The following is a 17752-nucleotide window of genomic DNA, read 5'->3' as shown; positions in this document are numbered from 1 at the left end:
CTTCGCGTTATTAAAAACCAACAACCTGGGGCCCGGGCCCGGGTCCGGTAAAGCCTTGATACAGTGTGTGCCAGTCCGACCCCACGCCCGATTCAAGTTCGAGGTCGATATCGTACCGCTTAAACCAGGGCGTAGCGAGTTTTGACGCGTTGTCGTTTATTTCCTGAAGGTGTGCGACACCGGTGGTTTCCAAATAACTAAGCCGCTCTTCTTCGGAGGTGTATGTAAACGCGTCTTTCCAGATGGCGCGGCCCGCTATAAAGCCGGATGCGCCGCCGTTACAGGCGATTGCAACGACTCGAGTAAACAAGTGAAAGTCCATTCCTGCGCTCAGTACCACCCAGGGTACCCGACTTACCTTCGTGAGCTCAAGGCAGTACTGCAAAGCCTCATTCTCGTCCATATCGAGGCTTGGCACCACCGGAAACTCCGCTTTGTAGAGGTCGATGCCCAACGCGGTTATATCCCGCGCGGTTCGTAAAACGAGGCCCGGCTTTGTAACGGCAAACTCCGGTGAATGCTCATCGCCTTCCAACGGGTACACGAGGGTTTCAACGATGCAGGGGATATCATAGCGCGCGCAATCATCCGCCGCTCGTGCTACAAAATCCCTTATTTGCCTGGCGGTCATAGCATCAGGATTGTAATACACAAGAATTTTAACGGCATTTGCTCCCATGCGCTTAATCTTCTCGATAGTCCAGCCAGGTATTACTTCAGCCTGCCGTGCATGGATATCGCCGGCATAGCCGCTTTTTTCCAAACTCACCAAGAGGCCGGTATCACCCAGCAACACATGTGCCGCAATTGCCTGCGCCGCTCCGTATTCGGGGTCTATAAGCACCGCGCTTGCGTGTGGTGCCAACACCTTACAAAGCATGAGCTTTGCATCCCTCAATTCTTCGTAGCTAACCGATTCCGGCTTGCCGACATTGAGCATTTTTTGCAGGGAGCCGCGCTGGTCCATCGCAGCGATTCGAATTATCCCAGCGCTATCTGCTATTTGTTCAAAGCCCCTAATTTTTCCGATTGAGAGCACTGTATTTACACCCTTGCCTTCTCAAATTTATCCTGATGTTAGTTCGCGCTTTCTTTGCTCGTACTCTTCCTTGCTGATTTCACCCTTAGCGTAGCGCTCGTTTAGGATGTCGAGGGCGCGACTTGAGGGTCCTTGGCCAGGCGGCACCGCTCGAGGCCCACCTGCTTGGCGCACGATCCACCAGATTAAAAGTCCTAGTCCGACAAGGAGAATAAGGGAGAAGATGAGGCTAATAATGATGCCGAGGGCGCCGCCTCCGCCATAGAATCCACCGCCTCAGAATGGGCACATAGAATTTCCTCCTTTTAGTGATTAATCGAGAGTTTTAAGATAGTTAATTACATCGTTTAGATCATCGTTGGACATATGCCAATTTGGCATATTGCTACTCAGACGGCCGCCTTTCTCATCGATGCCGCGCGTTACCGCCCGCTTAATGAGGGCATCGGTAAAGCCCTCTTTCTTGAGCCGGTTGTACGTAATGTTGGCTGAGACGAAGCTGCTTCCCATCATCGTAACTCTGCCGCCGTGACCGTCCGGGCCGTGACAGTTAGCACAGCCGCCGCCCATCATCTGAAACCAAAAGGGACCACCGGTTACCGTAACCGTATCTTTGGCGCTCGTGCCGGTAAAAAAGATCTGCTCACCATTACTGCGAAAGCTCCCGGAGCTATACGGGGTGCCGGGGCCGCGAAGCGGCGCTCGCACCACTCCCGGCTGACTCGAGGAGAACGAGTAGTAGTTAAAGAAGACCAGGCCGACAATTCCTACAATGATCAAGATAATTGCGGTGGGCAAAAGCCACTTCATTTTTAACCTCCCAACTTTTAAGAGTTTGTACCCATCAGCGACTTAATTAAACGTGCCCCGAGGGGTTACTTGTGGTAAGAGGGGTCGCACGCCGTTGAACTCGGTACGGGACGGGTTTAAACTTAAATATGAGATGGAATATATAATCTAAGCGGTTGGATACCCACCGACTATCACAGACAGAGGTGAGCCAAGATGATGTGGGGCGGAGGAATTTTTGGAATGGGAGGAATTCTCATGATGTTCGGAATGGTCTTCTTCTGGGCCTTGATCATATTCGGAGTCGTCTATCTCGTAAGAGGCGCGGGCGGAGCCGGTTTTAACGTCGGCGGTCCTCGTCAAGACAATCACAACAGGGCTCTTGAGGTTTTGCAGGAGCGCTATGCGAAGGGCGAGATCGACGCAGCGGAGTATGAAGAGAAAAAACGCGCGCTGGCAAGCTAGAATTGCCTATATCGCGACATAACTATAGCGGGCTCTTTTGAGCCCGCTATTTGTTTCGTTAAATCCTGTTCATCGTCTCGGCATCATTGGGCTGCCGGTGGTGCCGGTGCCTTGGTTGGGCATCATCGGTCCCCGGTCGTTCGGCCCTCTTGGCATCATCGTGCTGGTTGTTGAACTACTGGGGTTAACCTGTGTGCTTTGTGTCGCCGGCTGTTGGGATGCCGGTGTAAGGAGCATAAAGAGTACGACTCCGACTAGGCGGATAACAATTAAAATAATTGCCGCAGGTATTACCCATTTCACGGTTAACACCATTCCTTACAAAGCATAGAGGTTATGTTCGTGTGCATAGCGCTAACGGCCAATTTTCTCTTTGGTAAATCTTGAGGCTAAGGTTTCTGCCGCTTTTTTTACCCACTTTTCAGGTTTCCGAAGAGGGCAGCGATGTTGTCCTTGGTCACCGCCATATCGTCAGGATCATCTAATTGCTTATAATTCCATAAGCATTATGGGCTCGGCTTTTTGTAAGCGGGCAAGAGAATGGTATCTTAATGTTTTACCGGAAGGCCTCAGCCTTCTTACTTTGTTGAGCTTGGTAGCTGCGTTTACCGTAACGAGCTTGCCCCACAGGGGGTAAAGATCACGTCGAGGCGTTTCGCAGTATCCGACGCTGATTCTGGCAGTACGTGGGCGTAGACCCGAAGCGTTATACTTGCGTCGGCGTGGCCTAAGAGCCGTGAGACGTTTTGTATCGGCTCGCTGGCCGTTAATAAGGCCGATGCATAGGAGTGGCGCATCGCATGTGGGGTTATGCGACGAAGCCCGGCTTTCTCGAGCGCCGGCTCAAAGTATCGCTTGGTGAAGTTCTGGTAGTTTAGATGTCTACCGTGCAAATTGGTGAACGCAAGATCGTGCTCGTTGTGCTCGATCCACTCCCGCTGCCAAGCGAGGTGCTTTAGCAGTATATCAACGAGAAACGAGGGCATCGGCACGCTGCGCCGACTGCTTCTGCTCTTTGGCTCAAAGAATGTGCCTTTCTGTAGGTTCTGCCGCACGTGCAAAATTCCCTTAGCGAGGTTGATGTCACACCATTTAAGCCCGAAGAGCTCCGATATACGAAGTCCCGTATGACAGCCGGTCGCAATAATCGCCCGGTAGCGCAGGTCGGCGTGCTCTATGAGAAGCGCCATCTCAGCGGGTGAGAGTACCTCAATGTCTTTTTTCGTGCGTTTTGGTGCTTTTGCAAAGACAGCTGGATTCTTACCGAGATATCCCCACTGGACCGCTTTATCCAAAACTGCTTTTAATGTCATCAGCGTCTTGCGCTGCGTCTCTGGCGCAAGACCGCTTTTTGAAAGGCGTGCGGCATAGCGCTCAACATCTCTTGGGGCAATTCCCGTCACAAGATAAGGGCCGAACTCGGGAATAAGACGCAGTCGAATCTGGTCGCGATAGTTGCGCATTGTCTCGGGACGAAGACCCGGCTCTTTAATCTCGAGCCACTCCTCGCAGAGTTTAGCGAAGGCAATGGTCTCGGCCGGGGTAAACTCATGGCGATTGAGTTTGCTGTTCATTTCTGTGCAGAAGATGCTTGCCTCACGGGACTTATGGAAGTTTTTTGAGCATCGCCTTCCTGAATGATCACGCCAGCACACCTTGTAGCTTTTCGAGCCGTCCCGGTTAGTTACGGGTGGGCATACCCATGCGCTTGCCACCGATTTCTCCTCCTTACAGCAATCCCTCGTTAATCAATGCCTCGATTCTTACGTGTGCTAGATGTTCGCTCACATTGAAGAATTCTGCAAGGTCATAAATGCAAGCTTCGGGATTTTTCGCCAAGAAAGAGCGCATCGTGTGCACCGGCATGAGGCTTTCCGCCGCCTTTTTGTCGATGAACTTCTCGTGTTGTTGGTAGTAGAGGCGCTCACGCAGGGTTTTCGGCTTTTCTATGGGAGCGGTCGTGGGCGAGCTCGTGCGCGACAACGCTACGCTTCTCGGCGGTCGAGAGGCCTGAGTCCACTAAAATCGCCGCGTAGGTACCGGTTCGCTGATAATAGCCTTTGATCTGGCTGATCGGCGTTTCGAATATAAGGATGTTTCGGTCTTCAGCGTCTTGGTAGGGATCGTACTGCGTATCGTGCTTTTTCGACACCTATTTGCCTCCTCGGTGTTTCAGGAAGAATGCTAATTTGTCCCTGGCGTCTTTAAGGATAAATTCACGCTCGTCATCGGATAGCGACTCCCAGTCCTCAAGGGGAACGTTTAGCGCTTCGGCGAGGACCATATCCTCGGACGCCCTCTCGGTTTCCGCGGCGTGCGGCCCGTAACCGAGAAGCACACCTAGCGTACCTTCTCGCACATTGAGCACGCGCTCGAGTGCGCGGACTTTTCTTGGATTCATCCCCGATCGAGCCTCGTTTCGAAGTTGTGAGATTTCGGACGCCCATACTTTCTGGTAGCGCTCGGGCGTGGCCTTTGCGAGTTCCTCGGTTTTGGCCTCGATCTGGTTGTTGCCGATGCTGCGCTCGTCTATGAGCCGCAAAAGCGTTTTTCTAAAGTTGGAATCGTTAACTTCCATTGCCATCGTTTATTTCACCTCCAATTTATGATACTAAATAAATATTGATAAATAAAGGGTTTATTTAGATAAATTTGTGTGATAGGGTATTTACGAAGATAAATTGGAGGGCGAGTATGAGTAGAACAATCGAGCGGAACAAAGCCTGCAAACGCATCGTGCCGAACTGGGATGAGATAGACAAGTACTTGGATGTAACCGGCATGAACGAGCGCGACTTCGCAGTAGCAATCGGCATCAGCTGGACGCTTTACTGGAACCTTCGACGCTATGGCGGCATGAATCTGCCAGTGCCGAATAAGATGATGATAAGCGTCATGGAGCTTACCGGCTGGCCGTTCGAGCGCTGTTTTTTAATCACCAAAGATTAACGTTTATCAATAGCAATGAAGGAGGCATTCTATGGAGCAACTATTGCGAGCCGCCAAGGCCGCGGAGCTTCTCGACGTGAGTGAGCGCTATGTGTATCGGCTTGCAAGCGAGGGGCGTATCCCGTGCGTGAAAGTCGGCCGTTCGGTGCGCTTTCGCCCGACAGACATCGACACCTGGCTCGATGCTCGAGCGAAGGCAGATGCGGAGCTTCGGGGCTTGATGCTAACAGGCAACGGGAGGCGTGGATTTCATGCTTAAAGAGACGATTTCTTTTACGCTTACCGGCTGGAAAAGAGGAGCTCACACTCTCGGTTACCACACACGTACACCTCTCCGGAAAGACATGCGTGGCAATCGAGTACGCCGGCGCCGCCAAGCCCCGTGACTTTGATTGGCCGGACGAGGCCCAAGCTTATATCGAAGAGCTCATGGCCAAATGGGAGGGCCCGCCGATCGCAGGGTTTGCCGAGCTTATATCCGAGCTCGAGCGACTTAATGCGCGAAGCCGCGCTCGTTGGCAGGAGGTACATGCGACCGCGGAATGTGAAAAGGCAGCTACAAGGGAGGTGAGTAAATGTCAATCAAACCGAAAGTAATCAGCAATGAAGCGAAGCTTGAAGATGGCATATACGACGCGAAGATCACGGCGGTCGAGCTCCTGAAAAACCAGGAGACACCGTGGGGTGTGACCGACAAGCTAAGAATCGTCTTCGCCGTTGATGATGTCGAGCTCTTTATGCGCGTTAACAATGTGCTCTCGAAAAAATCCAAACTCTTCGGGATCGTAAAAGCAGCATTTCGCAAAGAGCCGCCCATGGATGGTGGTTTCGACGCCGAGTGGTTTATCGGACGCAAATGCCGGGTGCTTGTTGAAAACAGCGAGAACGAGCAAGGTGTCTGGACCAATATCTCGACGGTACTTCCAGCAAGAAGCGTTCAGCAAAGTCGATCTCAAAAACAGGAACCGGAACCGGATTTTGAAATTTCCGATGATCTCGAAGATGTCGTTTTTTAGAAGGAGAAGCAGCAGACATGGCAGTTCGCATCGCAGAAGAGCACTATGACGAGCCGTTACCGGTCGATCCTTATGAGAGTATGGATCGCATGCTAGATTCTTTTATGCGCCTGCTCGGCGTATTCGTGGAGCGCATCCTCATCCCGTTCATTATCGTCACCGGGTTAATTATCGCCGTCGAGGCGGCTTCTGCGTTTCTGTCGGGGAGATTGTAATGATGTGGCTGCTTGGCGAATGCAGATGTGGCCGTTTAGTTTAGATTAGGGGTTGTAGTGAATAATATCGAAATGTACGAACGCGAACTGCCACACGCTTTGATGGCTTTAAATAGGCGCATTGAAAAGGAGTTTCTACAAGAGCTGGCGCAGCTAGTCTCGGACTACAACATAGACTCTCCTATTGAGCGCTTAATGCTTTTGCCGCTAATCTACGTTAAACTCCTTATTCGCGTTGCGGGCTACAACGAGCGGCTAAAGATAATACCGCAGCATGCCATAGGGACGTACCGGGTTGATTTCTTCATCGAGTTTTGGCGAGAGGACCATCACCACAGGTCCTGCATCATAGAGTGCGACGGGCACAACTATCACGAGCGCACAAAAGAGCAAGCGCGTCGCGACAAGCAGCGCGACCGCTTTCTTCAAGCTCAAGGCTACACCGTATTTCATTTCACAGGAAGCGAACTCTACCGTGATTTGCCACGCTGCGGCAAAGAAGTAATGGACTTCCTTCAGGGGGCAGCCAATGGCTAAATTCCAAAGCTATGTAAAGCTGCGTCGGGGCATCCGCGAGCACCTTAAAATCATGAGCGCAACAGAACTTAAAGTGTACATTGATCTGCTCACGGGTGCCGATTTTAAGACGGGCGAGGTGCGCACCACAATAGCAGCTATTTGCCAGACGTGCGACCTCTCGAATAAGGTGGTTAACTCAGCACTCCTGCGACTTGCTGCGATGAAATACATCACCTACAAACCGGCCAAGAATCAGTGGCACGACTCACATATAAAAATAATCAAATATGCCCCTGTAAATAATACAGCACCAACTACCGAAGCACCTACAGCACCAAGTACCGTAGTAAGTAGCGAGCCGGGTACTGAGGCACAAGGGCCTAAGCAGGGTAAACAAACCGCTAAGAAGTCAGAAGAAGATAAAAGAAATCATAAGAATACAAAAGAAATACATATAACCGCTAACCATTTATTTGAGCATTGGAACAGTCTAAAGATAATGGTTCATCGCAAAGCGGATAAGTTCTTACCATCCCTCACCGCACGGCTTAGCGATTATATAGAGCAAGAGCTGACCGAGGCGATGGATAACTACCACGCAGTCCTAACCGGCGAGGAATACTTCTGGTCATACAAATGGGGACTCGACGATTTCCTTAAGCCGGACAATCTCGATAAATTCCTAACCATCAATGACCCCTTCAGCAACTATAGAAAACACAAGGTAGGTGAAACACATGCAAAAGCTAAGCGATGTGCTAATGGACCAGAGCCTGACGAATACACAGCCGCAGGCGTCTACGAGTGAGCCGCCGATCTGTAACATACACGGTTGCGAAAACCCGTGCAAACCAAGAATAGCACACCCCTTCATCCCCGGCCGTGCGGCCTTTGGGGTCTACCACCGCTTCTGCGAAGAGCACTACGAGCCGGCACCCATTATGGTCGAGCACCTAAGCGAAGCCGAACTTAAAGTGAAAGCACGAGCGCACCATGCGGCCAGAAGAGAAGAGAAATGCCGGCGCTTTGAACAAGAGCTTAGGGTTGCTGGTCTAGAGAAGCTTGAGCTTAAGTGCCGTTTTGGTAATTACGAGAGAACGGATGCTAACAGCAAAGCGCATACGGCCGCATTCGATTTCGCGAGAGACCTCAGCGCTGGAGCGGGTAGCAGGGGCGTATTCTTAATCGGCACTCCCGGCATCGGCAAGACACACCTGGCCGCTTCGACGCTCAAAGTCTTAAAGGCCCACGGCAAAAGCGTCGCCTTCTACAAGGTCACCGATATGCTGGGGTACCTTCGCTCCTGTTTCCGGGATGCAAGCACAATCACCGAAGAGGAGGCCATCGAGGAGCTCGCCTCTATCGACGTATTGTTCTTGGACGACTTTGGGGTAGAGCGCACGACGGATTATGCCATCGATGCGCTATATCGCATAATTGATAGGCGCTATAGGCGGGAGTTGCCGATCTTCGCGACGAGCAACTTAAACTTCGCCGAGCTCAAGGATAAGTTCGATGCGCGCATTTCTTCTCGTCTTGCAAGTATGTGTAGAGTGATCTCCTACAAGGAAGCTGACCGGAGGCTGAAGCGATCATGAGTCAAATAGCAGAAACCACAAAAATACCTACAGATCTTCAGTCACTCTATAACTATCTGCGCATAGATGCTTACGGGATGAAACACGGTAAAACCCAGCAGGAGCTCGCCTCAAAGTTTGGGATTAACGTGCGAACCATTCAGGCACGATTAACAGCTCTTGTCACGGATCATTTCAAGTGTATTTGTACTACTGCGGCGGCCGGCGTGTATATATACCCAAGACCCGCGAGGAAGCCAATGCTGGTATCAAATCGCTCTACTCTCGCGAGCTCGAGATCAGAAAGCGGCGCCAGGCACTGGAGAACGCCGCCGAGTACACATTCGGCGCACCGCAGCTTTTTGAGCTAGAGGACTATCTATAACCGTAACAGGAGGCAGCAATTGAAACAGCAGATGAATTACAAAGAAGCGAGAAAAAAGCTCGAACGCTATTTTGAGGACTTCGAATTCGCTCAAGATGTCGGGTTGCAGTCGACCGGGATCATTATCGTTCTAAATTCAGGAGATCGGCATTCCGCTTCGCAAGTAGAGGGCACTACCGCAAAGGTGTTCGATTTGATGGCGCGCATAGAGGACACGAAAGAAGCACTGGAGGCGCTGCCGCCGGAATATGTCCGCTTTATTGAGGTTCGCTTTAGGGATCGATTAAGCGGGCGTCATGCGGCGAAGATCATGGAAGACGAGAGGATTGCAAGGATAACGCACCCACACCGTTATGAGAACGATGTGTTAGCGGCTTATATATCGGCGCTTGGGTATGTGGTGGTTAGGTGAAAAACTCTGAGGGGATGATAGGTATAACCGTTTTAGGTGATTATCCTGCCCGTTTTTCCTCATCCTCAAGGCGCTCATACACCCATGATCTCATTAGGGTCTGCCACGGCATACCTTTGCGTTCCGCTAAGGCTTTGATACGCTCTATCGCCGCATCGTCTAAGCGAACGGTGGTTTTTCTTTTCGGAGGTGTGATGACGACCGACTCCGTGACGTCTTCCAGCTCGTCGACGTAATCCGCGCCGCTGTGCGTCGCCCAAAATTCTTGTTCCTCCTCTTCGCTCTTGAACTCGGGTATATGCCCCATCTGTTCTTCCATCTTTTCACTCCTCACTAGCTTTTGAATAATTTGCGCTCTTTCTTATCCATATCGCGCGTGCTGATGACACGAGCGACCGTCCCTTTGAGTTCGAAAACCACGAAGAGCAAGCGCCCGGCCTCCGTTTGGCCATAGAGATGGTAGCGACCATACTTAGCTTTGAAGACTTTGCGCGGGTAACTATAGAACGCCTCTTCCGCCTCTTCGGGAGTCACGTTGTGCTTAAGAAGGTTCTTCTCGATATTTCCTTCGTCCCACTCAAAGTCATCGATTCGCATGCATCGCTCCTTGTCTCTATATGTACATTGTACGGACACAGGACGGACAGGTCAAGGTGAAAAAGACGCCATTATAGTTACAGACAAGCCTGATCGGTGTATTCGTCGGGAAGACATGCCAGTTTAAGGTCAAAGATGCGACAGCGAAGGCGTTCGACTTAGCGGCATGAATGCGAGACGCCAAAGAAGCTCTTAGACCGCTACCAGCAGAATATGTCTGCTTCATCGAGATTCGCTTTCGCGATCGCTTGAGCGGACGCCATGCGGCAAAGATAATGGAGAACGAGGGAATTGCGAAAATAATACATCCGCACCGCTATGAGAACGATGTGTTAGCGGCTTAAATATCAGCGCTTTGTTATGTGGTAGTGAGGCGAACATAACGGATAGCTCCCTTAAGAGTAGAGGGCTGGTGAGACATCGCATACCTTACGAATTGTTATTAATGCAGCATACCTAGATAGTAGGTGCATGTATTCTTAACGCAGACACGATGTTCGCTTTATGGTCGGACTTCAGTAATCTCATGACCAGCTTTCCGAACTCGCCCTCATTTAGGCCGAATATTGGGGCAATCCGTCTTTGCAGGCTCTTTCTGTTATATATGCGAAGAGCGCTATCTAGATCGTTGTTACTGATTATTGTCCGGTAAACGGCTTCGCTCTGGTCATAAACCCCGTCCACATCTATCGCATTGGTTAGCCCCGTTAAGGCTGTGTTAAGATTCACCTTACCAACAGCTTTTGCGTCGAACATGTTCAGTTTGAACTGGATTTCTGCCGCCGCCCTACTTGAGACCTGAACGTCGAGTTCACCCTTCAAGCAGTCGATGACGAAATCGGTAACCTTGTGGCATATGTCGTCCGGGTCAAGCCCTAAGGAGGAAGCAACCTCTCTCACGACACCTTCTACGCATAGCAGGTTTTCGACTTCTGCGACATCGATTGTATGAACACCGTTAGCTGTCAGAGCATCCATCTCTGCCTGCGTCCTGAAATCCCTATCGATTATTCCGTAAGCTTCCACATGATGCAGGGCGGGGTTGTCCCTCATAGCTTTTGTCGACTCGATCACCTTGGTGCAGCCACCGCGCGGAATTACGAGACAATCTGGGTATAAGGCCTGATATATCGAGTAATCGAGACATCCTCTCTCACCCTCGGTAAAGAGAACGCGTTTTCTGCTGCCGACAATCTCGAGCAATAACGGCTCCGGCAAGTCATCGACATCTGGCACTTCATCCCATACCCAATTGCCGCCGCCGAAGCTTCTAACCCATATCTTGAAGGCGCCAACGCGTGATGCCGCGAAATCTATATCATGCGTTATGTATATAAACAAGCAATCTTGTTTCACCTCCTCGATTTTCGTCCACAGGCGGCTCATAAGTGATCTATGAAGGTGTATCTCGGGCTCATCGATTATCAATACTGCGCCTCCGGGCGCGCAGAGACACTGCCCCATAAGGTATAGAGCGACCCGTTCACCGTCGCTCATCTCACGGCCATGGTATTCGCCCCCAGCAGGATTCTCGACCATCACTTTTCCATCGTTAAGAGCTAGCTTCCGCTGGGGCATGATATCGTTCCAGATACTGATGAGGATGTCGATAGGTGAATCAGGAATTGGTATCTGTCTATCCATGCCAGCGGCATCCCTATCTCTGCAAGCCTTTACAAAGTCGTTGTCTCGCTTATGCTCCTCTGCAAAAAGCGTTGATAAGACCTGGTCATAGTCGCTAAGTAGACTCGTCGTTAGTTGGTTGTTGTTCCACCGATATGCACCCTTATTATTCGTGTTTTCGCTGTTACCGTAGATCAATTCGTTGAGTGCTTGCTCGAGATTTTTCGGCGAAGCATACTTTGGCACTACGAGCGAGCGTTGTGCTGCTATGCGATGGGCAACCTTAGGGCTCGGCATGCCCATCTCAATCCAAGCACCGAGTCGACTCTTGCCGGAGCCGTTCGCCCCGATAACGACGACGGGACCGTCGCATTGTATCGTTTCAGTTAAGCCGTTACCGTTTCTATCCGGTAACACCAGCTCATGTTTCATATCGTCCTCCCAAAGATGAACGGAGCGGGCTAGCGTAGCCCGCTCCGTTTTTATCGTTAGCCCAACAGTACACGCACGTTGTTGTTGAGCATGGCTTTAAACGTGTCGAACATTTGGCGCTGTGAAGAACCTTGAGGGTATGAGACCTCGACCGCGGCTAAACAGGTCATCAGGGCATCTACCGCTTCTACGAGACTCTGATTGTCGCTGTTGTCGAGGAGGAATCTCTTGAAGAACGGGTGGTCCGCATTGTAGATTACTTTCATATGGTCCGCCAGAACCTCAACAGAGTAAATCGGCCCCTCGCTTCTAAGGCCCTCGTGGTCAAACTTGGTCCTAAGAGTCGTATGCGGGTAAGCGATTTTTGGCTCGTTTGGTTCCGATTTGGTCACCTGCTCAGGCTTGATCAGTACCCTTGATTTGCTCTCGATCAGCTTCTCGCTGCCTTCATGCTTAAGTTCCTTAGCCTTAGTTTTTGACTCGCGTCTTATCAGCTGATCGTGGGCCGTCTCGATGACGCTGGCCATGACGCTTTGCAGCTTCTGCTCGAGGCCTTGCTCAATCTTGATGTCCCTTTTCATGAAGTTGACGCCTAGTTGCTCATCGAGCCTTCCAGATACTTCGAGCTCGGCTCTGATGCGGTTATATGAGTTGTGCTTGGTCCACATGTTGAGCGTTAGACCCTTGGCGATTTCTCGCATGTTGCGCGAAATATAGATGCCTTGGTTGGCCTGGTTGATTTTTAGCTCCCTGTTCATGCCTGCACCAAAATCTGGCAACTTGGCGATTTTAATTCTGATATGCTCTGCAGAAGCGCCTTTGTACGGTGCATAGGTTATCGTCTTATCCATCACCTGCTCGGTATCGGGATGGTCCCAATACAGGGGATCAATGGGCTTGACGGCTTCGCCGTTTATCATAATGCGAAGGTTGCTTTTGAGAAAGTGTCGATATATTCTCCCGAATTCACGCTTCAGCCGATCGACATAGGTATCGATGGATTTATAGGTAAGACGATCGCGGCCCTTCAAAGTGACGATCGTGCCGGGACCTGACCCTACTTTTTCCTCGAAGAGTTCAATGTCATCGGGAGAAGCAGGACCGAGCCCGTTTGCAAAAGAATCGTTCTCGATTGCTTTTGATACATCGAAGTCTGTGTAGAAAACGGGACCGTCTTCACTAACAAAAGAACCTGAAACCTTCGGGTTTAAGTCCTCTGACGATGTGCCCAAGAACCTAGGAACACCGTATAAGGTGTATAATCTTACAAAAATGCCTTCCTACTTCTGGGAAATTCCGCTTAAGGATGATAATGGAAATATAACGAATGCCATTATCGTCGATAAAGTAAAGAGCAAGTGGCAGATCGTTCATATAGGTTTGCGATTCAGTCCTGAATTATTGACCGTATATTCCGACGACACAGCGGTTAGGGAACTTGTAGAAAACAAGTTTGGCGATACCGGAATCAGCAAAATACGCAGGATAACCAATCTATATTTTGATGGGATTTATGTCAAAACTAGTGGCCAAGAGTACGTAATTCCAGTGACCGCTAGGCCGGATCTGCTAGGGATAAAGAACATGGATGTCTACACACTTGAAGAAATGCTCGCTAAGTGTGAAAAAATGCTAAGTCAATTTAGTGATAGTGATAATTGCGCAGATCAGAGCCAATAGTCTCCATTAGGCATCAGCATATTTTAGGCTTCTTTGAGAACTGTATATTCAGGTTTCTGGAAGCCTAAAATATGTGTACCATATATCTTGTTTTGTAACTAGAAAGTAAATAGGAGGAGGCATATTTTGGATGGAGCCAAAATATGCCTATCGTGGTCTAATCCATAATGCTTGGCGAAATGTTTTGCCGGATCGCGATGCATGTTCTAATATCTAGATATTGGCTGAAGGAGATCGTATGCAAAAGATAAACGTAAAAAGAGCGTTTAGTGGTGCTTTCATTACGTTGGTGATTGTTTGCCTGGTGTATATGGCGGTAGCGATTATAGTAAAAGGTAATCACGACAAGCTCACTGAGGCTGAGAATAGATCTAAAGCAGCACCCCTGAAACAACAACTAAACACTGATAAGAATAAAGGGGTGCCGCTAGGCATCACAGAGGATGCTGATAGTATGACTGCTGCCTATGACCCAGATGTCTCCTCGACTTACAAGAGACCGTATGCCCAGCTTAAAAACGAGCTGCTTTATGCAAGACTGGCTTGCTCAGAAAGAAATCAACAACCGCAAATCGTGAACACAATCCGCGATAAGGCACAGTTAATTGAAATTGTTCGCGAATTCGATAAGCTAAAAGCTATCGCGCCACAACAGTATGACGCTAATGAATTTGATTCTCATAACATCAAGTTCTTCACCTTAGTCCTATGGCGAGAAGGCAGATCTGTTTCCTATGTCTTTAATCAGAATGGCTCCAACTATTATGAGGGAAGTACTGCGATGAGGGCCAAGAATGGCAGGGTTGTCTTAAGGAAGATGCCAGAGACGTTAGTTAGATTAATCATAAGCCGTTCTGCCCGATGAAAAGGAATAGAGGGGCCTTCTTGCAGGCAAAGCATGCCAAAATCGCAGCAAGGCTTTCTGCTAGACGAGCTGCATTAATTGCGATTACGAAATGAGCTATTGCCTAAGGCCTATGGTTCGCATCTTGAAACTTGAAATATTCTTACCTTGCCATATTTAGATAACCAAACTGGCAATTTCAGACGAAAGTTGGGGTAAATGACTATTCGAGGAGCGGAGCGGGACGACATGATCGTGGCTCACCCGGATGATGTTGATAGACTAATTGAGTTTCTTGTTACCGCCAAACAGGATGCATTAAGCATTTCCCAAGAAGACAGGCCTACATAAAACTCTCGACTAAAATGAATAACGTGATATAATATTACCGCAGCTCAGGGACGTATTTAGAAACCTTTTTGATTAATTCGTAGTTCCATTTATGTCCTATGAGGTCCACAACGCTCCTCAAAAATGGCTTTAGCAAGCCATTTTTCAATTTCTGCCTATGGTTATGGGGTATGGTTGTGGCACCGAGAAACCGTACTCTAAGAACCCCTCGTTTCCTCTGAACCCTTTTTACTGCTGACAATATCAGCATTGCCGCTTATGCTGTGACGACGAAGCGAAGACATAACATTTCAAACTTAACGATTGACGTTTAACGCGATACGTTATAGCATGAGACCGATGATAAAATCATTCGGGGACAAAGGAACAGAAAAAGTCTATAACCGCGAAGGTTCTAGTAAGTTACCCCGTGATATTCAGCAGGTTGCCTTGCGAAAACTACGGATGATAAATAACGCCAAGAGTCTTAACGATTTGCGAATTCCTCCAGCCAACAGATTAGAGAAGCTTAAAAGAAGCCGTGAAGGACAGTTAAGCATCAGAATTAATGACCAATGGCGTATCTGTTTTCTTTGGCAGGGCGAGGATGCCTACGAAATTGAAATAACAGATTACCATTAGAAAGTAGGAAGGGAACACCATGGAGAAAAAATTACATCCAGTACATCCCGGTGAGGTCCTCTTAGAAGAGTTCCTCAGGCCTATGGGAATAAGCCAGAACAGGCTTGCTATAAATATCGGGGTGCCGGCAAGAAGGATAAACGAGATCGTCCTTGGCAAGCGAAGCATCACCGCGGACACTGCTTTGAGGCTCGCAAGATTCTTTGGCACCTCTGCTGAGTTCTGGCTCGGCTTGCAGGCACAGTATGATCTTGACGTTACAGCAGAAGCGCTGGGAGAGAGGTTGGAGCGAGAAGTTAAGAGACATGCCGATGTCGGATAAACGATGAAAAGAAAGAAGATACCATTCGGGACAAAATTACCGGTCAAGCTAACCCTACGCGAACGGGATATCATTTGTGATGAGACATTCTGCGATCCCAGTTATGTTAAGCTTGCAGTGGTTGATGGCAAAGGTATTAAAATTGATCTGTCGCTTGATGAGATAGAAGATATTCAAGGCTACGTCGCTTCAGCGGCTAATCACGCGGAAGATCTCAAACTCCAGAAAGAGCTCGATCACCTCAGCGATAAGCTGCAAGTTTATTTAGATACATATGATGATCAAGATAATGAGCCGTTTGACTTGCCCGTTCACCCTATCGATCCTTTCACAAAGGATGCTAGGATGAGGTGGAATAAGATACCCAAATGGGCCCAGGCTAAAATCCTGGATAATGTTTATTGCGTAATGTGTAGAAGTACAGTCTCCATTGTCCTGGAAACTGCGAAAATGCAAAAACGCGATTTAATACTAAGAGGAACGTGCAAAATCTGCGGGCATGAAGTCTGTCGGTTAGTTGAACCTGAAAGTGATTAACCGACCCATAACCCATTATCCTTATAAGAAATTGCGGCAATTAATGTATGGATGGCAATATACTAAGACGGGCCGAATACGAAGCCATTATCGTGGCCACCGGGGCTTCCATGAACTGGCGCAGATATTATGTGTGGTGTAAAAATAGTAGATATGAAAAAGAAGTTCGACAATGTTTACCAGTTTAAGATTGCATTAAAAGGGATCAAGCCATTAATCTGGCGAAGTATTCAGGTTCCTGAGACCTATAATTTCTGGGATCTACATGTTGCCATACAGGATGCTATGGGGTGGTCAGATAGCCATCTTCATGAGTTTGAAATGAAAGATCCCTTGCACGGAATAAAGAGTAAGATAGGCATACCTGTTGACGATTTTGACCTATTTCCTTATGAACATAAAGTGTTACCAGAGAGAAATCAGAAGATTGCCGACTGGTTCTCAAAAACAAATACTACTGCCAAGTATACCTATGATTTTGGCGATGACTGGGTTCACGATGTTAGGTTGGAAAAGATTTTGTCAAGGGGAAAGGACTTTACCTATCCTAGATGCCTTACTGGTGAACGAGCATGCCCGCCAGAAGATTGCGGCGGTGTTTGGGGATATGAAGATTTACTGGAGATCATCCGGGACCCGAATCATAAGGAATACGAAGACATTATCGAATGGCTTGATGGAGAGCTTGACTCCGAACACTTCTCAATCGAAGAGGTCGAATTTGACGATCCCGCTAAGCGCTGGAAGCTGGCGTTTGGTTAAAACTTGCGACTTCCCTTGGATGGTATTTTGCCTTAGCGGCCATAACGATGCTTCGAACAATTAAAATTCTGTCAACTTTCTAAAAGCATGATATAATATTACCGCAGCTCAGAGATATATTTTGCTGCTTTTCTGATTAATTCGTAGTTCCAATTACGTCCTATTAGGTCCACAGATTAAAACAGCAGGTAGCGAGCCTAGAGAGGTTCGCTATTTTGTTATTATATGGAAGAACTTGCGTCTCGATGGGTCAAAAATGGGTCAGAATTGATGACTAACTATTCTTGGGGCGCCGTTTATTCATGACTAGGGCCTTTGGTCTTATAATTTTGTGGTTTGTAACTATCATATGTGACTCGGTCTGCGGAACAACATGTTAGATTATGGCTTTTCGAAGGTAGATCTTTATCTGTTGCCCGTTATCTCATCACAATGTTCTCTGTTAGCTCGCAAGCAAATATAAGCTTAAGTATTCTTCTGACAACCCCGATATGGAGAGCTTCTTTGGCAGGTTAAAGGATGAGTGGGCGGACGTGTTTGCCGCCGCTCAGAGCGAAAGTGAGGTGATTAAGCTTATCAACAAAGCGCTCTCGTACTATAATGAAAAGCGTCGGCAC

31 protein-coding genes are annotated in these 17752 nt (G+C 48.8%); 20 read left to right on the top strand and 11 right to left on the bottom strand.

The features are described 5' to 3' along the window. Positions 1 to 10: 10 nt before the first annotated feature. From VGK02_06195 to VGK02_06185, 3 genes are all read right to left on the bottom strand, one after another. The gene (locus VGK02_06195) at positions 11 to 1039 is read right to left on the bottom strand and encodes a tagatose 1,6-diphosphate aldolase (GenBank protein HEY3374635.1); all 1029 of its coding nucleotides are present in this window, start codon (positions 1037 to 1039) and stop codon (positions 11 to 13) included. Positions 1040 to 1066: 27 nt separating this feature from the next. Further along, the gene (locus tag VGK02_06190; protein HEY3374634.1) at positions 1067 to 1186 is read right to left on the bottom strand and encodes an SHOCT domain-containing protein; all 120 of its coding nucleotides are present in this window, start codon (positions 1184 to 1186) and stop codon (positions 1067 to 1069) included. A 165-nt stretch (positions 1187 to 1351) separates the two neighbouring features. After that, positions 1352 to 1849: a cytochrome c gene (locus VGK02_06185; GenBank protein ID HEY3374633.1), complete on the bottom strand. Its 498-nt coding sequence runs from the start codon at positions 1847 to 1849 to the stop codon at positions 1352 to 1354. A 195-nt stretch (positions 1850 to 2044) separates the two neighbouring features. On the opposite strand from VGK02_06185, the gene VGK02_06180 reads away from it, so the two are divergent. Together VGK02_06180 and VGK02_06175 are read left to right on the top strand one after the other, a co-directional pair. Further along, a complete protein-coding gene (locus VGK02_06180; protein HEY3374632.1) occupies positions 2045 to 2293 on the top strand; it encodes an SHOCT domain-containing protein in 249 nt (82 codons plus the stop codon). A 37-nt stretch (positions 2294 to 2330) separates the two neighbouring features. Continuing rightward, positions 2331 to 2624: a hypothetical protein gene (locus tag VGK02_06175; protein ID HEY3374631.1), complete on the top strand. Its 294-nt coding sequence runs from the start codon at positions 2331 to 2333 to the stop codon at positions 2622 to 2624. Between the two features lie 274 nt (positions 2625 to 2898). On the opposite strand, the gene VGK02_06170 is transcribed toward VGK02_06175, so the two are convergent. Genes VGK02_06170 through VGK02_06155 form a run of 4 tightly spaced genes read right to left on the bottom strand, consistent with a single transcriptional unit; the run spans position 2899 to position 4877 of the window. After that, entirely contained in the window at positions 2899 to 4008 is a 1110-nt protein-coding gene (locus VGK02_06170; protein HEY3374630.1) for a site-specific integrase, read from the bottom strand. A gap of 13 nt (positions 4009 to 4021) precedes the next feature. Next, positions 4022 to 4276, bottom strand: a complete 255-nt coding sequence (locus tag VGK02_06165; protein HEY3374629.1) for a hypothetical protein — start codon at positions 4274 to 4276, stop codon at positions 4022 to 4024. After that, the gene (locus tag VGK02_06160) at positions 4218 to 4445 is read right to left on the bottom strand and encodes an ImmA/IrrE family metallo-endopeptidase (protein ID HEY3374628.1); all 228 of its coding nucleotides are present in this window, start codon (positions 4443 to 4445) and stop codon (positions 4218 to 4220) included. The genes VGK02_06165 and VGK02_06160 overlap by 59 nt, the downstream gene beginning before the upstream one ends. Further along, positions 4446 to 4877: a hypothetical protein gene (locus VGK02_06155; protein HEY3374627.1), complete on the bottom strand. Its 432-nt coding sequence runs from the start codon at positions 4875 to 4877 to the stop codon at positions 4446 to 4448. It abuts the gene before it with no gap. A 110-nt stretch (positions 4878 to 4987) separates the two neighbouring features. Between VGK02_06155 and VGK02_06150 the strand changes: the two genes are divergently transcribed. The 10 genes from VGK02_06150 to VGK02_06105 all read left to right on the top strand — a co-directional run bounded on the left by VGK02_06150 (position 4988) and on the right by VGK02_06105 (position 9366). Then, entirely contained in the window at positions 4988 to 5242 is a 255-nt protein-coding gene (locus tag VGK02_06150; GenBank protein ID HEY3374626.1) for a hypothetical protein, read from the top strand. 31 nt (positions 5243 to 5273) lie between these two features. Then, entirely contained in the window at positions 5274 to 5501 is a 228-nt protein-coding gene (locus tag VGK02_06145) for a helix-turn-helix domain-containing protein (GenBank protein HEY3374625.1), read from the top strand. Between the two features lie 89 nt (positions 5502 to 5590). Then, positions 5591 to 5839, top strand: coding sequence for a hypothetical protein (locus VGK02_06140; GenBank protein ID HEY3374624.1), 249 nt, complete (start codon positions 5591 to 5593; stop codon positions 5837 to 5839). Then, the gene (locus VGK02_06135; GenBank protein ID HEY3374623.1) at positions 5818 to 6258 is read left to right on the top strand and encodes a hypothetical protein; all 441 of its coding nucleotides are present in this window, start codon (positions 5818 to 5820) and stop codon (positions 6256 to 6258) included. The genes VGK02_06140 and VGK02_06135 overlap by 22 nt, the downstream gene beginning before the upstream one ends. 17 nt (positions 6259 to 6275) lie before the next feature. Then, positions 6276 to 6473 (top strand): hypothetical protein, encoded by a 198-nt coding sequence (locus VGK02_06130; GenBank protein HEY3374622.1) that lies wholly within the window; start codon positions 6276 to 6278, stop codon positions 6471 to 6473. 57 nt (positions 6474 to 6530) lie between these two features. After that, complete coding sequence (locus VGK02_06125) at positions 6531 to 7010, top strand: DUF559 domain-containing protein (GenBank protein HEY3374621.1); 480 nt, start codon at positions 6531 to 6533, stop codon at positions 7008 to 7010. Next, positions 7003 to 7800 carry a hypothetical protein gene (locus VGK02_06120; protein HEY3374620.1) on the top strand — a complete coding sequence of 266 codons (798 nt, stop codon included), beginning with the start codon at positions 7003 to 7005 and terminating at the stop codon, positions 7798 to 7800. The genes VGK02_06125 and VGK02_06120 overlap by 8 nt, the downstream gene beginning before the upstream one ends. After that, on the top strand, positions 7730 to 8590 hold the full coding sequence (locus VGK02_06115; GenBank protein ID HEY3374619.1) for an ATP-binding protein: 861 nt from the start codon (positions 7730 to 7732) through the stop codon (positions 8588 to 8590). The genes VGK02_06120 and VGK02_06115 overlap by 71 nt, the downstream gene beginning before the upstream one ends. Positions 8591 to 8768: 178 nt before the next feature. Continuing rightward, on the top strand, positions 8769 to 8954 hold the full coding sequence (locus VGK02_06110) for a hypothetical protein (protein HEY3374618.1): 186 nt from the start codon (positions 8769 to 8771) through the stop codon (positions 8952 to 8954). Positions 8955 to 8973: 19 nt separating this feature from the next. Further along, on the top strand, positions 8974 to 9366 hold the full coding sequence (locus VGK02_06105; GenBank protein ID HEY3374617.1) for a hypothetical protein: 393 nt from the start codon (positions 8974 to 8976) through the stop codon (positions 9364 to 9366). A 40-nt stretch (positions 9367 to 9406) separates the two neighbouring features. On the opposite strand, the gene VGK02_06100 is transcribed toward VGK02_06105, so the two are convergent. Further along, a complete protein-coding gene (locus tag VGK02_06100; GenBank protein ID HEY3374616.1) occupies positions 9407 to 9685 on the bottom strand; it encodes a CopG family antitoxin in 279 nt (92 codons plus the stop codon). Between the two features lie 14 nt (positions 9686 to 9699). After that, positions 9700 to 9963: a BrnT family toxin gene (locus tag VGK02_06095; protein ID HEY3374615.1), complete on the bottom strand. Its 264-nt coding sequence runs from the start codon at positions 9961 to 9963 to the stop codon at positions 9700 to 9702. A gap of 170 nt (positions 9964 to 10133) precedes the next feature. Here VGK02_06095 and VGK02_06090 point away from each other — a divergent pair, with 170 nt between their 5' ends. Then, positions 10134 to 10307: a hypothetical protein gene (locus VGK02_06090; protein ID HEY3374614.1), complete on the top strand. Its 174-nt coding sequence runs from the start codon at positions 10134 to 10136 to the stop codon at positions 10305 to 10307. 112 nt (positions 10308 to 10419) lie between these two features. Here VGK02_06090 and VGK02_06085 read toward each other — a convergent pair whose 3' ends face one another. Both VGK02_06085 and VGK02_06080 read right to left on the bottom strand, forming a co-directional pair. After that, entirely contained in the window at positions 10420 to 12018 is a 1599-nt protein-coding gene (locus VGK02_06085) for a DUF4435 domain-containing protein (GenBank protein HEY3374613.1), read from the bottom strand. 56 nt (positions 12019 to 12074) lie between these two features. Continuing rightward, the gene (locus tag VGK02_06080; protein ID HEY3374612.1) at positions 12075 to 13250 is read right to left on the bottom strand and encodes a hypothetical protein; all 1176 of its coding nucleotides are present in this window, start codon (positions 13248 to 13250) and stop codon (positions 12075 to 12077) included. A 22-nt stretch (positions 13251 to 13272) separates the two neighbouring features. Here VGK02_06080 and VGK02_06075 point away from each other — a divergent pair, with 22 nt between their 5' ends. From VGK02_06075 to VGK02_06045, 7 genes are all read left to right on the top strand, one after another. Further along, positions 13273 to 13698, top strand: a complete 426-nt coding sequence (locus tag VGK02_06075) for a hypothetical protein (protein HEY3374611.1) — start codon at positions 13273 to 13275, stop codon at positions 13696 to 13698. A gap of 238 nt (positions 13699 to 13936) precedes the next feature. Then, entirely contained in the window at positions 13937 to 14563 is a 627-nt protein-coding gene (locus tag VGK02_06070) for a hypothetical protein (GenBank protein HEY3374610.1), read from the top strand. A gap of 198 nt (positions 14564 to 14761) precedes the next feature. Further along, positions 14762 to 14893, top strand: coding sequence for a hypothetical protein (locus VGK02_06065; GenBank protein ID HEY3374609.1), 132 nt, complete (start codon positions 14762 to 14764; stop codon positions 14891 to 14893). 339 nt (positions 14894 to 15232) lie between these two features. Continuing rightward, positions 15233 to 15514 (top strand): type II toxin-antitoxin system RelE/ParE family toxin, encoded by a 282-nt coding sequence (locus tag VGK02_06060; protein ID HEY3374608.1) that lies wholly within the window; start codon positions 15233 to 15235, stop codon positions 15512 to 15514. Positions 15515 to 15533: 19 nt separating this feature from the next. Next, a complete protein-coding gene (locus VGK02_06055) occupies positions 15534 to 15836 on the top strand; it encodes a HigA family addiction module antitoxin (protein HEY3374607.1) in 303 nt (100 codons plus the stop codon). Between the two features lie 3 nt (positions 15837 to 15839). Beyond that, positions 15840 to 16373 carry a hypothetical protein gene (locus VGK02_06050; protein HEY3374606.1) on the top strand — a complete coding sequence of 178 codons (534 nt, stop codon included), beginning with the start codon at positions 15840 to 15842 and terminating at the stop codon, positions 16371 to 16373. A 129-nt stretch (positions 16374 to 16502) separates the two neighbouring features. After that, positions 16503 to 17135, top strand: coding sequence for a plasmid pRiA4b ORF-3 family protein (locus VGK02_06045; GenBank protein HEY3374605.1), 633 nt, complete (start codon positions 16503 to 16505; stop codon positions 17133 to 17135). Positions 17136 to 17752: the final 617 nt, after the last annotated feature.

Source organism: Candidatus Aquicultor sp. (assembly GCA_036504445.1).
Taxonomy (GTDB): Bacteria; Actinomycetota; Aquicultoria; order Aquicultorales; family Aquicultoraceae; genus DASXVE01.
This window is presented reverse-complemented; position numbering and strand designations above follow the sequence as displayed.

What these genes read in the sequence shown, in the direction of transcription:
- VGK02_06185 (HEY3374633.1), bottom strand. Translation starts at nt 1,849, where the DNA reads ATGAAGTGGCTTTTGCCCACCGCAATTATCTTGATCATTGTAGGAATT.
- VGK02_06180 (HEY3374632.1), top strand. Translation starts at nt 2,045, where the DNA reads ATGATGTGGGGCGGAGGAATTTTTGGAATGGGAGGAATTCTCATGATG.
- VGK02_06155 (HEY3374627.1), bottom strand. Translation starts at nt 4,877, where the DNA reads ATGGCAATGGAAGTTAACGATTCCAACTTTAGAAAAACGCTTTTGCGG.
- VGK02_06150 (HEY3374626.1), top strand. Translation starts at nt 4,988, where the DNA reads ATGAGTAGAACAATCGAGCGGAACAAAGCCTGCAAACGCATCGTGCCG.
- VGK02_06145 (HEY3374625.1), top strand. Translation starts at nt 5,274, where the DNA reads ATGGAGCAACTATTGCGAGCCGCCAAGGCCGCGGAGCTTCTCGACGTG.
- VGK02_06135 (HEY3374623.1), top strand. Translation starts at nt 5,818, where the DNA reads ATGTCAATCAAACCGAAAGTAATCAGCAATGAAGCGAAGCTTGAAGAT.
- VGK02_06130 (HEY3374622.1), top strand. Translation starts at nt 6,276, where the DNA reads ATGGCAGTTCGCATCGCAGAAGAGCACTATGACGAGCCGTTACCGGTC.
- VGK02_06120 (HEY3374620.1), top strand. Translation starts at nt 7,003, where the DNA reads ATGGCTAAATTCCAAAGCTATGTAAAGCTGCGTCGGGGCATCCGCGAG.
- VGK02_06115 (HEY3374619.1), top strand. Translation starts at nt 7,730, where the DNA reads ATGCAAAAGCTAAGCGATGTGCTAATGGACCAGAGCCTGACGAATACA.
- VGK02_06100 (HEY3374616.1), bottom strand. Translation starts at nt 9,685, where the DNA reads ATGGAAGAACAGATGGGGCATATACCCGAGTTCAAGAGCGAAGAGGAG.
- VGK02_06095 (HEY3374615.1), bottom strand. Translation starts at nt 9,963, where the DNA reads ATGCGAATCGATGACTTTGAGTGGGACGAAGGAAATATCGAGAAGAAC.
- VGK02_06090 (HEY3374614.1), top strand. Translation starts at nt 10,134, where the DNA reads ATGCGAGACGCCAAAGAAGCTCTTAGACCGCTACCAGCAGAATATGTC.
- VGK02_06085 (HEY3374613.1), bottom strand. Translation starts at nt 12,018, where the DNA reads ATGAAACATGAGCTGGTGTTACCGGATAGAAACGGTAACGGCTTAACT.
- VGK02_06070 (HEY3374610.1), top strand. Translation starts at nt 13,937, where the DNA reads ATGCAAAAGATAAACGTAAAAAGAGCGTTTAGTGGTGCTTTCATTACG.
- VGK02_06065 (HEY3374609.1), top strand. Translation starts at nt 14,762, where the DNA reads ATGACTATTCGAGGAGCGGAGCGGGACGACATGATCGTGGCTCACCCG.
- VGK02_06060 (HEY3374608.1), top strand. Translation starts at nt 15,233, where the DNA reads ATGATAAAATCATTCGGGGACAAAGGAACAGAAAAAGTCTATAACCGC.
- VGK02_06055 (HEY3374607.1), top strand. Translation starts at nt 15,534, where the DNA reads ATGGAGAAAAAATTACATCCAGTACATCCCGGTGAGGTCCTCTTAGAA.
- VGK02_06050 (HEY3374606.1), top strand. Translation starts at nt 15,840, where the DNA reads ATGAAAAGAAAGAAGATACCATTCGGGACAAAATTACCGGTCAAGCTA.
- VGK02_06045 (HEY3374605.1), top strand. Translation starts at nt 16,503, where the DNA reads ATGTGTGGTGTAAAAATAGTAGATATGAAAAAGAAGTTCGACAATGTT.